Origin of the sequence: Massilia sp. METH4 (genome assembly GCF_037094685.1) — a bacterium.
Classification (GTDB): Bacteria; Pseudomonadota; Gammaproteobacteria; order Burkholderiales; family Burkholderiaceae_D; genus Rugamonas.
The window spans coordinates 2,712,768-2,726,775 of sequence record NZ_CP146614.1 but is presented as its reverse complement, the minus strand read 5'-3'; the positions used below and the strand labels follow the sequence as shown (position 1 = coordinate 2,726,775).

Annotated in this window: 13 protein-coding genes; 3 read left to right on the top strand and 10 right to left on the bottom strand. The window is 66.7% G+C overall.

The features are described 5' to 3' along the window. Positions 1-54: 54 nt before the first annotated feature. Positions 55-429, top strand: a complete 375-nt coding sequence (locus V6Z91_RS12085; RefSeq protein ID WP_338770638.1) for an SPW repeat protein — start codon at positions 55-57, stop codon at positions 427-429. A gap of 245 nt (positions 430-674) precedes the next feature. On the opposite strand, the gene V6Z91_RS12080 is transcribed toward V6Z91_RS12085, so the two are convergent. The 10 genes from V6Z91_RS12080 to rsmB all read right to left on the bottom strand — a co-directional run bounded on the left by V6Z91_RS12080 (position 675) and on the right by rsmB (position 10,947). Beyond that, the gene (locus tag V6Z91_RS12080; protein WP_338770636.1) at positions 675-1,820 is read right to left on the bottom strand and encodes an ABC transporter permease; all 1,146 of its coding nucleotides are present in this window, start codon (positions 1,818-1,820) and stop codon (positions 675-677) included. Positions 1,821-1,824: 4 nt separating this feature from the next. Next, positions 1,825-2,766, bottom strand: coding sequence for an ABC transporter ATP-binding protein (locus V6Z91_RS12075; protein WP_338770635.1), 942 nt, complete (start codon positions 2,764-2,766; stop codon positions 1,825-1,827). 75 nt (positions 2,767-2,841) lie between these two features. Then, complete coding sequence (locus tag V6Z91_RS12070; protein WP_338770632.1) at positions 2,842-4,119, bottom strand: EAL domain-containing protein; 1,278 nt, start codon at positions 4,117-4,119, stop codon at positions 2,842-2,844. A 27-nt stretch (positions 4,120-4,146) separates the two neighbouring features. Then, positions 4,147-4,953 (bottom strand): class II glutamine amidotransferase, encoded by an 807-nt coding sequence (locus V6Z91_RS12065; protein ID WP_338770630.1) that lies wholly within the window; start codon positions 4,951-4,953, stop codon positions 4,147-4,149. 84 nt (positions 4,954-5,037) lie between these two features. Then, positions 5,038-5,295: a DUF3567 domain-containing protein gene (locus V6Z91_RS12060; protein ID WP_130186215.1), complete on the bottom strand. Its 258-nt coding sequence runs from the start codon at positions 5,293-5,295 to the stop codon at positions 5,038-5,040. Positions 5,296-5,427: 132 nt separating this feature from the next. Continuing rightward, on the bottom strand, positions 5,428-5,865 hold the full coding sequence (locus tag V6Z91_RS12055; RefSeq protein WP_338770628.1) for a GTPase: 438 nt from the start codon (positions 5,863-5,865) through the stop codon (positions 5,428-5,430). A gap of 1 nt (position 5,866) precedes the next feature. After that, positions 5,867-6,586 (bottom strand): response regulator, encoded by a 720-nt coding sequence (locus V6Z91_RS12050; protein ID WP_338770626.1) that lies wholly within the window; start codon positions 6,584-6,586, stop codon positions 5,867-5,869. Positions 6,587-6,664: 78 nt separating this feature from the next. After that, a complete protein-coding gene (locus tag V6Z91_RS12045; RefSeq protein WP_338770625.1) occupies positions 6,665-8,944 on the bottom strand; it encodes an ATP-binding protein in 2,280 nt (759 codons plus the stop codon). Further along, positions 8,945-9,484 (bottom strand): DUF4390 domain-containing protein, encoded by a 540-nt coding sequence (locus V6Z91_RS12040; protein ID WP_338770623.1) that lies wholly within the window; start codon positions 9,482-9,484, stop codon positions 8,945-8,947. A gap of 137 nt (positions 9,485-9,621) precedes the next feature. Continuing rightward, positions 9,622-10,947, bottom strand: coding sequence for a 16S rRNA (cytosine(967)-C(5))-methyltransferase RsmB (gene rsmB / locus V6Z91_RS12035; RefSeq protein ID WP_338771816.1), 1,326 nt, complete (start codon positions 10,945-10,947; stop codon positions 9,622-9,624). Between the two features lie 608 nt (positions 10,948-11,555). On the opposite strand from rsmB, the gene argS reads away from it, so the two are divergent. Both argS and V6Z91_RS12025 read left to right on the top strand, forming a co-directional pair. Continuing rightward, positions 11,556-13,268, top strand: coding sequence for an arginine--tRNA ligase (gene argS / locus V6Z91_RS12030; RefSeq protein WP_338770622.1), 1,713 nt, complete (start codon positions 11,556-11,558; stop codon positions 13,266-13,268). Positions 13,269-13,296: 28 nt separating this feature from the next. Beyond that, positions 13,297-13,989, top strand: coding sequence for an SPOR domain-containing protein (locus V6Z91_RS12025; RefSeq protein ID WP_338770621.1), 693 nt, complete (start codon positions 13,297-13,299; stop codon positions 13,987-13,989). Positions 13,990-14,008: the final 19 nt, after the last annotated feature.

Below are 14,008 nucleotides of genomic sequence, written 5' to 3'. Positions count from 1 at the left end.
TACTGATACTACCCGGTGACGGGTATCGATGTAATGGACTGACGGGAGGCCATCATGGCACTTACTCTCAAACGTTGGCAGGACCAGCTGATCCTGCTGCTCGGCGTGTGGCTGTTCATCACGCCGTGGCTGTTCTCCTATGCAATCGACTCGCCGCACGGCGTGAACGCCATGCTGTGCGGCTTGGTGCTTGCGCTGCTGGCGGCATTCGACCTGTACAAGACCTACTTGTGGGCCGTGGTCGTCAATCTCGCACTCGGTATCTGGGTCGCCGTGTCACCGTGGGTGCTGGAAGGCGACTATGGCCAGGGTGTCACCATGCTGAACAACCTGCTGGTCGGTATCGCCGTGGCGATCCTGGCGGCATGGGAACTCATGACCGATCCCGATCTGCACAAGAAACTGCCGGGGGCTGGCGCGGCGACCTGACGGCGCGATGCAGGTGAAAGTCGGTGACAGGCACCAATGCCGCCTGGATGAGGTGACATTGGTCTTGTCGGCGACGCTTGAGCCGCTGGTGTCGGACCGCTGCGGCGGACCGACCTTCAGGTGTTCGACACCGGTTTTCCGCGAAAGACATCGGGCACATCCGGCGAAAAAACAGGTGCCTGTCACCTGATGCGAAAACAGGTGCCTGTCACCTGATGCCAGCAGCCCACGACCAGACCCGCCCGCTAGCCATTCTCCCTCGCCCTGAACCGCCACGCCGCAAGCCCGCCGAACAGCGCGGCAAACCCCAGTTGCGCGCCGGCGCAGCGCAGCGCGGCTTCGATGCCGAGGCCGCGCCACGTGACCGCGTCCAGCCCGTCGATCGCCCAACGGGCCGGCACGCCCAGCGAGACCTGTTGCAGCCATTCGGGGAAGATGAACGAGGGTACCCAGGCGCCGCCCAGCATCACGATCATCAGCGTGGCGAACGTGGCGATGCCGCGCGTCGCTTCCGGCGTGCGGCCCAGCGCCGCCACCAGCAGGCCGAACGTGGCCGTCATCAGCGCGAAGCTCAGCGTGACCACCAGGAAGCCGGCCGGATGCGTGATCCTTACACCGAACAGGATGGCCGCGACCAGGAAGATCGCCACCAGCAGCGCCGCCGCGATGAGGGTGCCGGAAAGCAGGCGCGACAGCAGTACCTGCCCTTGCGTGATGGGCGCGGCCAGCAGGCGGCTCCAGATGCCGGTGCGCCGCGCGGCCAGCAGGCCGATCCCCCAGTCGACACCCATGAACAGGATGAATTGCACGCCCATGCCGGCAAACGAGTGGGCATAGGCGTCGTAGACCGGTCCGGCGCTGACGGCCTCGTCGCGCGTGGCGAATGGCATGCCGCCGCCGGCCGCCTGGCCGGCCACGCCGGCACCCATCTGCTCCCGCATTTGCGCCGACAGCTGCTGCATCACCTGGTGCATCAGCAGGCCCTTGACCATGGACAGCACGGTCGCTTGCGACGGGTCGTAGAGCAGCGGCAGCTCGGCCTTCGCGGCGCCGGAGGGTCCGCGCATGGCAGCCTCGCCGAATCCGGCCGGGATCACGATGGCCACGGCGGCCTTGCCGGCCGCGACGCGGGCGCGGGCATCGTCCAGTGCCAGGGTATGCACGCGCAGGTTCGGGTCCGCCCGCAGGCCGGCCGCGATGTTCGCGCCGATGGCGGAGCGGTCCTGCTGCACGATGGCGATGTCGATCCTGCCGGTCTTGCCGGTGCCGCTGAACAGCGAACCGAAGAACGCGGCAACGATGATGGGCACGACCAGGTGGATGACCAGCGCGCGCCGGTCGTTCAGGTACAGCTGCAAGTCCTTGCGGACCAGGGCGAGGATGGCGATCATGGCTTCAATCGCGCAGCGAACGGCCGGTAAGGTCGAGGAACACGTCTTCCAGGCGCGCGCGGGCGGTGGCGAAATGCACCGGCACCTGACCCCGGTCGCGCAGCCAGTCGAGCACCGCCACGGCCTGCATGCCGTCCCGCAGCCGCACGTCCAGCGCCGTGCCGTCGTCCTGCACGCCAGCCACGCCGGGCAACTGCGTGAGCGCGGCCGCCACGTCGCCGGTCAGCGGCGCCGCCAGCTCCACGTGCAGCGCGGCGCGCGCGGGCAGCCGGGCATACAATGCCGCCGGGCTGTCGTCCACCAGCACCCTGCCATGGTCGACGATCACGATATGGTCGGCCAGCCGCTCCACCTCTTCCATGTAATGGCTGGTGTAGAGCAGCGCCGTGCCGGCGCGCTGCAAGCTCTCCAGCGTATCGAAGATGGCGTTGCGGCTTTGCGGGTCGACGCCCACGGTGGGTTCGTCGAGGATCAGCAATTCGGGCTCGTGCAGCAGCGCGGCGGCGATGTTCAGACGGCGCCTCATGCCGCCCGAGAACGTGGCGGGCCGGTCGCGCGCGCGGTCGGCCAGCCCGACCAGGTCCAGCACGGCGGCGCAACGCGCGCCCAGGGCCGGGCCCTTCAGGCCATACAGCGCGCCGAACAGCTTCAGGTTGTCCTGCGCCGGCAGGTCGTCGTAGAGCGCCAGGTCCTGCGGCACGAGGCCGATGCGGCGGCGTGCTTCCGGGTGGCGCGTGCCCATCGGGCGGCCGTCCAGCACCACCTCGCCGGCGTCGGCATCGAGCAGCCCGGCGATGATCGCCACGGTCGTCGACTTGCCCGCCCCGTTCGGGCCCAGCAGGCCCACCGTCTGGCCACGCCGCACGTGGAATGACACGCCATCCACGGCGCGGCGCCGGCCATACGCCTTCACCAGGTCGCGCACATTCAGCAATACATCAGGCATGGATCCTACCCGCATCGGTTCCCCATGTGAAAACGGCATCGCGCAGCGATGCCGTTCATCTCCGCACGCGTGCGCTCAGATCGCGTAGCGCACCACGTTGTCGCTCCACTCGAACGCGGACATTTCCAGCTCCACCAGTTCCTCAGTGGTCATCTCGAGCTCGCGCAAGGCCGGCATGATGGCGTCTTCCATGTCCTCGATGCGTTCGATGCATTCGGCCAGCTTGAGCAGCTCGCCGAAGAAGCCGGCGCGGTACACCAGCGCTTCGGACACCTCGTCGCTGACGGCAATCTGCGTGAGCAGTTCGCTCATCGGGATCGAGAACAGCGTATCCATCAGCGACATGATGCCGACCGTGAACGCAATGTCGGCCACGTGGCGGTGCGCGGGCCGCAGCTTGTGCGCCAGCAGTTCCAACAGCCGGCCGCGCGTGGCGGCCAGCATCAGCAGCGGCGTCTGCGTAGCGCTGCGCTTGCCCGGTTCGGCATACAGCATGATCTGCAGCCAGCGCTGCAACTGCCGGCGCCCGAGGATCGTGACCGCCTGGCTCAGCGAATCGATGCGCTGGCGCGCGCCGACCGCGGGCGTGTTCACGAGGCGCAGCAGGTTGATTGCCAGCGACGCGTCGCGCTTGATGGCCCGCTCGATGTCGATATTGTCGGCGTCCGACACCACCAGTCTCATCAGCTCCATCAGCGCCAGCTGCGAGGGCGACAGCTTCTTGCCGCTCATGATCACCGGCTTGGCGAAGTAGTAGCCCTGGAAGTAATCGAAGCCCAGGTCCAGGCAGGCGCCGAATTCCTCGCGCGTCTCGACCTTTTCCGCTACCAGCAGCTTGCCGTCGCCCTTCAGCCGGGTGGCCAGGCTGGCCAGCGCCGAGGCATCGCCGCCACGCATGCTCAGCTTCACGAATTGCGTCATCGGCAGCATGGCTTGCAGCTGGCTACTGTCGCCACGCACATCGTCTAGCGCGAACTGGAAGCCCTGGCTGGCCAGGTCCGCCATCCGCGCCAGCACCTTTGGCGTGGCCTGCAGGGTCTCGACGATTTCCAGCACCACCTTCTCGCGGGGCAGGAAGCCGAAGATATCGCTGTGGAGCGCTTGCTCGTCGACATTGACGAAGCCGAGCCCGTCGCCGATCACTTTTTCCACGCCCAGCTGGGACGCATGGGCGATCACGGCCGCCGTGGCGGACAGCTCGGTGTCGATATTGGCGGGGCCGACGGGGCTGTTACGGAAGAGCAATTCGTAACCGAACAGCACGCCGTTACGGTCGAGGATGGGTTGGCGGCCGAGGTAAAACTCGCGCGCGCGCACGGAGCGGGACAGGTCGGTGCCGGACAGGTCGATCATGGGAAAACGTTCTCTCTCTTTTTTCGCCTATTCTGACACCGCCGGCCCAGTCGCAGTAGGAAAAATGTTCTTTTGCGGTAATCCATCCACAAAACACAGCATCTCGCCTGCCGCGCACTGCGTCCAGCGCTCGTTGGTGGTGAGCGGCTGGGTCACGATGATGGCCACCCGGTCGTGCGGCGTGGTTACTTGTGAGAAATCCACGCGTACGTCCTCGTCGGAGAGGATGGCCGTGTCGAACGGATGCTGGCGCACCAGCCAGAACAGGTTGGTCGAGCAGTGGCAGAACAGCGCGGAGCCGTCCGAGAGCATCATGTTGAACGTGCCGTGGGCGGCGATGCGGGGCACCAGTTCGCCCAGGGCGGCGCCGAGATCGGCCAGCGCGGGCCGGGCGTCGCCGAAACGGCGGCGCAGTTCCTGCAACAACCAGCAGAAGGCGCGCTCGCTGTCGGTGGTGCCGACGGGGCGATACGGGCCGTCCAGCACGGGATTGAATTCCTTCAGGTCGCCGTTGTGGGCGAATACCCAGTAGCGGCCCCACAGCTCACGCATGAAGGGATGGCAGTTTTCCAATGCCACCTCGCCCTGCGTGGCCTTGCGGATATGGGCGATGACGTTGCGGGACTTGATCGGATAGGTCTTGATCAGCGTGGCCACCGGCGAATCGACGGCCCTCTGGTGATCGACGAAGTGGCGCACGCCGGCGCCCTCGAAAAAGGCGATGCCCCAGCCATCGTGGTGGACATCGGTACGGCCGCCGCGCAGGGCGAAACCGGTGAAGCTGAACACAATGTCGGTCGGTACATTGCAGTTCATTCCCAGGAGCTGGCACATGGTATGACGTGGTAAGGTCTTTCCGACCGTCACCTTACCACAGCTGCGCCACGAGGTATCCGGGGCGCGCGGATCGGTGCGGTATCAGTGCAGCAATACCGGCTGACTCATCAAGGAGTCATAGTTGCCGAGGAATTCGTCGATTTCCTCCATCGTGGGTTCGTTGGCGATGAGCTGGTTGACGTCGCGCCGGAAGTTCTGCGCCAGCACGCCGGCGATGAAGATTTCACGTTTGCCGCCCTTGTCGACGATTTCATAGCCGCCGAAACGCAGGGATTCGAGATCGCGATCCGGTCCGAACTCGACGACGCTGTACTGCTCGCTGTTGTAGATGAGGTTCATATCGCTTCCTTCTCTCAAGGACGAAACCGGTGGGTTCCGTATTGTCGGGCGTTCAATTGTTTGCAAATTGAATTGCTTACGTGTCTCGAAGTGGGGCTCCATGAACCCATTTCAAGAGGCTTGCCGGCGAGGTCAGGGTGCGGTGGCGGGTGCCACGACGTCGTCACAGAGGGACAGCACGGTATCGTAGGGCGGCGCCGACAACATCGCGCGCAACTGTCCGACATGGGTGGCATCAGCCAGGCTGATAAAGAGCTGCGCCGGCGGGCGCCGCAAGAGACGATTCAATGTAACACGCAAGACAAGATTACCGGCGCAACATAGGCAACCGGGGGCAATGCGCGCGATGTGTACGCCAGCGACGTCCATCAAGGGCGAATTCGGGTCGGCCAGGCCTTCGATGATGACGGCGACCGGCGCCTGCGGAGTGTGGGCGGCAGTACCGGCGGCGGTACCGGCAGGCGGCGAAACGGCTGCGGCGCCGATGGCCGGCAGGCGTGCCGCGATCGCCGTTTCGCGATCGATGGCGCGCGCGCCGGTCACCAGCGTGGTGATGACGGGGGAAGGCAAATCAGACTTGCTGGTTTTTCTTGGCGAGCTTGCCCGGCTCCACGCCCAGCTGCTTGAGCTTGCGATACAGGTGGGTGCGTTCCAGGCCCGTCTTCTCGGCCACGCGCGTCATGCTGCCGCCTTCGCGGCCCAGGTGGTGTTCGAAGTACATGCGCTCGAAGGCGTCGCGCGCCTCGCGCAGCGGCAGGTCGAACGACAGGCTGAACATGTGGCCTTCGCCGCCGCCCCGGGCCACGGCAATGCCGTGCGCGCCCTGCGGCACCGGGGGCTGCACGCCGAAGCTGGGCGGCGCCGCTTCCTCGACCGGCGGCAAGGCGGCCGGCCGCTGCGCCATCACGGGGGGGCGCACCACTTCCTGGCCGCGCGCCAGGCCGGCCTGCACTGCCTTGAGCAGCTTTTGCATTGCAATCGGCTTTTCCAGGAAATTCAGGGCACCGATGCGGGTGGCCTCGACCGCGGTGTCGATCGTGGCATGGCCGGACATCATAATCACCGGCATCGTCAACAGGCCGTCGCGCTGCCATTCCTTCAGCAGCGTGACGCCGTCCGTATCCGGCATCCAGATGTCGAGCAGGACCAGGTCGGGCGCCCCGGCCGCGCGGGCCTGGCGGGCTTGCTGGGCGTTTTCAGCCAGCGTGACCGCGTGCCCTTCGTCCCCGAGGATTTCCGAGAGCAGCTCCCGGATACCCATTTCATCATCTACTACGAGAATGTTTGCCATCTATCCCTGCCCTTCTGTTCTTTTTCACCGGCTGGACCGGCGCTTGGTCGTGACAACGATTTTATGTGCCCTTCAATATTATGCCAACTGCACCGGTGCCAACTTTAACAGCAAAATCAGTACCGAAGCGCCACAACCGTCCGGATGGTTCTGGATGTCGATCCGCCCCCCGTGCTCGTCGATGATCTTTTTGACCATCGCCAGCCCCAGGCCGGTGCCGCGCGCCTTGGAGGTCACGTAAGGCTCGAAGGCGCGGGCCAGGATCTTCGGCGCGAAACCGGGGCCATTGTCCGAGATCGACAGGCGCACGGCGATGCGGGTGCCGCCATCAGCGCTCTGGTAGTGGATCGCCTCGGTCACCACGTCCACGCGCGGCTCGCGGCTGCCTTCGGGCGCGTCGGCAAGGGCATCCTGGGCATTCTGCAGCAGATTATGGATTACCTGTCGCAACTGCGTCTCGTCGCCCATGATCATCGGCAGATAGGGTGCCAGGTGCGGGCGGATGATGTCGTTGCCGTCGCCGGACACGTACAGGTGCAGGATCTCTTCCACCAGCTCGTTCAGGTCGAGTGGTTCGAGCTGGGCCGGCGGGGTGCGCGCGTAGTCGCGGAAATCGTCGACCATGCGCTTCATGGCAGCCACCTGGTTGACGATGGTGCCGGCGCTCTTGTTCAGCAACTCCACGTCGGCCGGACCCAGCTTGCTCTCCAGCTTCATTTGCAGGCGCTCGGCCGACAGCTGGATCGGCGTCAGCGGGTTCTTGATCTCGTGCGCCAGGCGGCGCGCCACCTCGCCCCAGGCGATCGAGCGCTGGGCCGAGATCACGTCGGTAATGTCGTCGAACACGACGATGTAGCCGCCGCCGCCCTCGAGCGGCAGGCGCGAGCCGCGCGTCAGCAGGATCAGGTCGTTCTCGTCCGCACTGCCGGCCGGCCGCGGAATTTCGATCTGGCGCTGCCAGTGCAGGCGCTGCACATTGCGGCCGGCGGCCGATTGCGCGCTCTGGGCCGAAAACGCGGCGATCACGGCGGCCGCGAATTCGTGCATGCCATCCACGTCGGCCAGCGGCTTGCCGATCAGGGTCACGCCCGCCTTCTGCAGGATGCGCTCGACCGAGTCGTTGCAAGTCACGAGCCGGAATTCCTGGTCCAGCACCATCACGCCGGCCGACATATTGGCCAGCACCGATTCCAGGTGGGCCTTGGCATTCTGCAAGGCGATGCGGTTGCGCTCCACGGCGCTTCTCGCTTCCGAAAGCTGGCGCGTCATGGTGTTGAAACTCTGCGTGAGCGTGCCCAGTTCGTCGGAACTGGCCACGATCGGCCGCGGCGACAGGTCGCCTTCGGCCACCGCCCGCGTGCCCTCGGCGAGCAGCAGCAGGGGCTGCGCCAGGTCGTTGGCGATCAGGAAGGCGGCGGCGATCGCCCCGAACACGGCCAGCAGCAAGGTCAAGGTCAGTGTTTCGATATACATGCGCCGCAGGCTGATGCGGGCCACGTAGCGTTCCTTGTACTCGCTGTAGGCGGTGCGCAGCATCTCGCCGTCGTTGGCGAGCTGCGGCGAGACGGCCTGGATGATCTGCAGGTAGCGCGGCGCCAGCCGCCCGCCCGAAGGCTGCACCGGATCGGGCACCGGCAGCAGCACGCGCAGGCGCAGGACATTGTTCGGGTCCGCAGGGGTGCCGCCGTCGCGCGCCGCCTCGTTGCCGCCTTCCGGCACGGCATAGGGCGGATCCTCGCGCATCCTTGCCATCATCGCGGCCGTGGGCAGGTCGGCGGACAGGTTGACGCGGCGCTCGCCCATCGCCGAGACGATCAGGCCGCCTTCGGCATCGACGATGATCGCGCTCTGCGTGCGCGGGTGTTCCTTGACGAAGCGGGCCAGCGCGGAAGGCGCCGCATAGAACGGCAGCGCGGCCAGTTCCTGGGCGGTCTTGTCCGCCTCGCCCTTCAATTCCGCCAGCGAGGAATCGAGGGCCGAGCGGCCCAGGTCCAGCCCGGCTTCCAGCGCCTCTTCCACGCGCACGTTGAACCACGAGTCGATCGAGTGCGAGACGAACTGCACGGAAACGAGGAAGATCACGAGCCCGGGCAGCACGCCGATCGCGGCGAACAGCATCACCAGCCGCGTCATCAGCCGCGAGCCGAACTTGCCGCTTTTATACCGGGCGTAGAGACGGAACAGGGAAACGCCGACCAGCAGCAGCAGCGCCACGGCCACCGCGGCGTTCAGGCCGAGCAACCAGAAGTAATAACGATTATAGAAACCGGAGTTATCGGAAGCGGATGCGAGCAGGAACAGCAGGATGCTGCAGAAGGCGCCTGCAACGACGAACAGATACCGCAATGTCTGGGTCACTTACTCCGCCCTGTACTGGAAGGTTCTCTTTTGCGAAGCCAGGTTCCAGTCGCGGTTGCTGAAGGCATTGACCTGGATCGGCTTGGGGAGGTAATCGCGGTCCATGCCCATGCTGAGCGTGACGTTGTAGACCTCGCCCACCTTCAGCGCGCCGCGCGGCGCCACTACCCAGCGGGAAGGGCGCCGGATGAAGAACAGCGCATCGTCCAGGGAATCGAAATTCTGCCGCACGCTGCCCTCGATCTGCACGTGGTACTGGCGCGTCAGCACATTGTACCAAAGCTTGTGGGTGCGCCTGGCCGTCACCGCCTTCTCGTCGAACCAGTACCAGCGCGGCCGGGTGAAGGTGATCTGGGTGGCGAAATTGAGGGCGACGCCGTATTCCAGCGCGTCCTCCAGGCCATGATTCAGGTCGAAGGAATAGGCGGCGGACAGGCGGTAGCCCTCTTCCGCCGCTTCGATATAGGCCCTGGTGATCTCCACGGTTCCTTCGGCGGCACGTGCCGCCTGCGGCAAGGCGCAGGCCAGCATCAGCAGCATTTGCCAGCAGAGGAATCGAACGAATCGGGGGATCACTTGCGCTTGTGTGTGGTTAGGGCCGAAAACAGGAACTAATGAACCGGGCGCCATGCAGCCGGGCCCGGCCGGAATTTCCACGCCGGTCCCGCCGATGCAAGTCAAGCACCTTTCTGGAACAACGCGTAGAACAGTCCATCGTGATCCTGTTCGGCCCCGCCCGCGGGCAGCAGCTGACCGGGCGCATCGAGTCGCGTGGCGCGATTGCGCACCGCGAAAGCGGCCGCCTGCGCCTCGGATTCCTGCGGCCACAACGAACATGTCACGAACAGCAATTTACCATTGGGCCGCAGCATCTGCCAAAGATTGTCGAGAATTTGCGCGGAAAGTGTTGCAAGTTGGAGCGTATCGCCCTTGCGGCGCAACCAGCGGATATCGGGGTGGCGGCGCACGATGCCCGAGGCCGTGCACGGCACGTCGGCCAGGATACGGTCGAACGGCTGCCCATCCCACCAGTCGCGCCCCTGCGCATCGGCCGTCTGCAGCGTGGCCGACAGCTGCAGGCGGTCCAGGTTCTCGCGCACGCGGGCCAGCCGCTGCGCGTCGGCATCGAGCGCCGTCACGTCGGCATCGGCCAGCTCGAGGATGTGGCCAGTCTTGCCGCCCGGCGCCGAGCAGGCGTCCAGCACGCGCATGCCGTCCTGCACGTCCAGCAGGCGCGCGGCGAGCTGGGCGGCGGCATCCTGCACCGAGACGAGCCCCGCTTCGAAGCCGGGGATCAGGTGCACGCCCATCGGCTTGTCCAGCCGCACCGCGAACTCGCCGATGCGGCGCGCGCCGATGCCGGCATCGGCCAGTAACCGCAGGTAGTCGTCGACCGTGCCCTTGCGGGTATTCACGCGCAAGGTCAGCGGCGGCGCCACGTTGCCGGCCGCGAGGATCTCCTGCCATTGGTGCGGATAGGCGGTGATGGTGGCATCGATCCACCATTGCGGGTAGTTCCAGCGCGCCGCCGGCTGTTCCAGCACTTCGGCCAGCAGCGCATCGCGTTCGCGCAGGAAGCGGCGCAGCAGCGCGTTGACCATGCCTTTCGCGCGCACCGTGTCCGGGTGGGAGCCGGCCGCCGTCACGGTCTGGTCGACGACGGTGAACGCCTCGTAAGGCGCCGGACCATCCTCGCCGGCCTGCATCAGCGGCAGCGCGCAGGCCAGCAGCGCTGCCACCAGCACGTCCGGCGCCTTTGGCGCCATCGCCGCCACCAGCGCATCGCTGCGGCCCAGCTGGCGCATGGCGCGGTAGGCCACGTCCTGGATCGCGCCACGCGCCTGCGGTGTGGTGGCGGGATTGGCGAACACCCCGGCGAGGGCTTGCGGCAGCGCCATGCCGCCGCGCACCTGGACCACGGCGGCGGCCGCGCCCAGCAGGGCGAAGCCCAGCGAATCGGATTTCAGGTCGGCCTGGAATTCGGTCTGCAGGCGCGGCTTCAGGTCGCGGTGGTGGCTGGCGCGCAGCGCCGGGCCCGTGTCGGGCCGGGTGGTCGCGTCCGAAGCAGGCCGGCGCGCCGGCTCTTCCTTGCGCGCGGACTCGTCCCGGCGCGGCCGTGCGACCTTGGCGCGCGTGGCGTCCCATGGTCCCGCTTCGGGGGCACGTTGCGGTCCCGGCTGCGGGCGCGCGGCTGGCCTGGCGGCCGCGTCGGGGCGCTTATCGGCGGGCTTGGCGGGCCTGGCGGCCGCGTCGGGACGCTGGTTGGCGGGCCTGGCGGCGGGATTACCGCCGGGCTGGTTGGCGGGCTTGGCGGCGGGATTACCGCCGGGCTGGCCCGCGGCTTTGCCGGCCGGCTTGCCTGGCTTGGGCTGATCGGTTGCTGCCGGCTTGCGGCCGGCCAGCTTCTTCGCTGCCGGGGCTGGCTTGTTCTTCAGCGTCAGCGTCGGGCGCTTGTTCATCGTGGTCTTTCGTCTTGCTAGGTTGAGGGCAGGATTGTAGCAGCGGGGCGCCCCCGCTCGATTATTCGCGGCAACCGCAAATCGGTATAATGTCCGATCTTCGCGACGCGTTTTGCGCCTTATTTACACCGTTTTACTTTCGACTCTCGCCCATGCTCGCCCAACAAAAACAACAGATCGCCGCCCTGTTCCAGGCCGCCCTCGCCCCGCTGCTGGAAGGCACTTCCGTGACCGCCAACGTGGTGCTCGAGCGCCCGCGCGACCCGTCGCACGGCGACGTGGCCTGCAATATCGCCATGCAGCTGGCGAAGCAGCTGAAAATGAATCCGCGCGAACTGGCCACGAAGATCGTGGGCGCGCTGCTGGACAACCCGGATGCGAAGGCGCTCGTCGCCTCGGCCGACATCGCCGGCCCGGGCTTCATCAACCTGCGCGTGACGGACGCCGCCAAGCAGGCCGTCGTGCAGACCGTGCTGGCCCAGGGCGCCGCCTTCGGCCGCGGCGAAGCGGGCAACGGCAAGAGCGTGATCATCGAATTCGTGTCGGCCAACCCGACCGGCCCGCTGCACGTGGGCCATGGCCGCCAGGCCGCGCTGGGCGACGCCCTGTCGTCGCTGTTCGAGGCGCAGGGCTTCCAGGTCACCCGCGAGTTCTATTACAACGATGCCGGCGTGCAGATCCACACGCTGGCCACTTCGGTGCAGGCACGCGCCCGCGGCTTCAAGCCGGGCGATGAGCAATGGCCCGAATCGGCCTACAACGGCGACTACATCGCCGAGATCGCCGCCGACTTCCTGGCGAAGAAGACCGTGTCGTGCAGCGATGGGGCACCGGTCACCGGTTCGGGCGACGTGGAAGACCTGGAATCGATCCGCGCCTTCGCCGTGGCCTACCTGCGCAATGAACAGGACATCGACCTGCAGGCGTTCGGCGTCAAGTTCGACAACTACTACCTGGAATCCTCGCTGTACGGCGACGGCAAGGTGGAAGCGGCCGTGCAGGCGCTGGTGGCCAACGGCCACACCTATGAGGACGGCGGCGCGCTGTGGCTGCGCACCACCGACTACGGCGACGACAAGGACCGCGTGATGCGCAAGACCGACGGCACCTACACGTACTTCGTGCCGGACGTGGCCTATCACATCGTCAAGTTCCAGCGCGGCTTCACGCAGGCGATCAACGTGCAGGGCTCGGACCACCACGGCACCATCGCCCGCGTGCGCGCCGGCCTGCAGGCCGTGGGCCTGGGCATCCCGCAGGGCTACCCCGACTACGTGCTGCACAAGATGGTCACCGTGATGAAGGATGGCGCGGAAGTGAAGATCTCCAAGCGTGCCGGCTCCTACGTGACGGTGCGCGACCTGATCGAATGGTCCGGCGGCGGCGACATCACGAAGGGGCGCGACGCCGTGCGCTTCTTCCTCATCTCGCGCAAGGCCGACACGGAATTCGTGTTCGACGTGGACGTGGCGCTGAAGACCTCCGACGAGAACCCGGTGTATTACGTGCAGTACGCGCACGCGCGCATCTGCTCCGCGCTGGCCAACTGGGGCGGCGACGTGGCGCAGCTGGCCGGCGTGGACCTGTCGCGCCTGACCACGCCGCACGAAGCGAGCCTGCTGGCCAAGCTGGCGGCCTACCCGGAAACGCTGCAGCGCGCCCAGGCCGAACTGGGCCCGCACCAGATCGCGTTCTACCTGCGCGAGCTGGCCGGCGAACTGCACAGCTATTACTTCGCGCACAAGTGGCTGCTCGACGACGACGAGGAGCTCAAGCTGGCCCGCCTGGCGCTGGCAGTCGCCACCCGTCAGGTGCTGCGCAACGGCCTGGCGCTGATCGGCGTGTCGGCACCGGAGCAAATGTAAATCCCGCTTTGAAAGGACTTCCCGCACAATGAGTTTGAGCTCTTCACCCCGGCTGCGTACGCGCCAGCAGGGCAGCACGCTGGTCGGCATCATCATCGGGCTGGTCATCGGCCTCGTCATCGCCGTGATCGTGGCGCTGATGATCACCAAGGGGCAGTCGCCGTTCACGGAGCGCACCTCGCGCGCCAGCAAGCCGGCCGAATCTTCCGGCCAGATCGCCGACCCGAACAAGCCGATGTACGGCAACCGCGACGCGGTGCGCAGCGCCAACCGCGACTTCGAACGCGAACAGCAGAAGAGCGCCCCGGCGCCGGCCGCCGCGCCGTCCACCGCTCCTGCGGCCGATCCTCTGCAGGCCGTGGTGGACCGGATCCAGAACGGCGCGGAACCGAAGGCGGGCACGCCGGCCGCACCGGTGCCGCCGAACACGGCCGCGCCGCCGACGCAGGCGGCCGCGCCGGCCCCCTCCCCGGCCGGTGAAGAGAAGTGGGTGTATTACCTGCAGGCCGGTGCCTACCGCGAGACGGCCGATGCCGAGGCGGTGCGCGCCAAGCTGGCCCTGCTGGGCTTCGAGGCGTCGGTAACCGACCGCACCACCGATTCCGGCGTGCTGCATCGCGTGCGCGTGGGCCCGTTCACGCAGGTCGAGGCGATGAACAAGGTGCGCAGCAAGCTGTCCGAGAACGGCGTCGACGTCGCCGTGGTCCGCAACCAGAAATGATGGAGTCGATTGGAGTGTC

Coding starts and splice junctions, on each gene's coding strand:
- V6Z91_RS12085 (WP_338770638.1), top strand. CDS start 55: ATGGCACTTACTCTCAAACGTTGGCAGGACCAGCTGATCCTGCTGCTC.
- V6Z91_RS12080 (WP_338770636.1), bottom strand. CDS start 1,820: ATGATCGCCATCCTCGCCCTGGTCCGCAAGGACTTGCAGCTGTACCTG.
- V6Z91_RS12075 (WP_338770635.1), bottom strand. CDS start 2,766: ATGCCTGATGTATTGCTGAATGTGCGCGACCTGGTGAAGGCGTATGGC.
- V6Z91_RS12070 (WP_338770632.1), bottom strand. CDS start 4,119: ATGATCGACCTGTCCGGCACCGACCTGTCCCGCTCCGTGCGCGCGCGC.
- V6Z91_RS12065 (WP_338770630.1), bottom strand. CDS start 4,953: ATGTGCCAGCTCCTGGGAATGAACTGCAATGTACCGACCGACATTGTG.
- V6Z91_RS12060 (WP_130186215.1), bottom strand. CDS start 5,295: ATGAACCTCATCTACAACAGCGAGCAGTACAGCGTCGTCGAGTTCGGA.
- V6Z91_RS12050 (WP_338770626.1), bottom strand. CDS start 6,586: ATGGCAAACATTCTCGTAGTAGATGATGAAATGGGTATCCGGGAGCTG.
- V6Z91_RS12040 (WP_338770623.1), bottom strand. CDS start 9,484: ATGCTGCTGATGCTGGCCTGCGCCTTGCCGCAGGCGGCACGTGCCGCC.
- argS (WP_338770622.1), top strand. CDS start 11,556: ATGCTCGCCCAACAAAAACAACAGATCGCCGCCCTGTTCCAGGCCGCC.
- V6Z91_RS12025 (WP_338770621.1), top strand. CDS start 13,297: ATGAGTTTGAGCTCTTCACCCCGGCTGCGTACGCGCCAGCAGGGCAGC.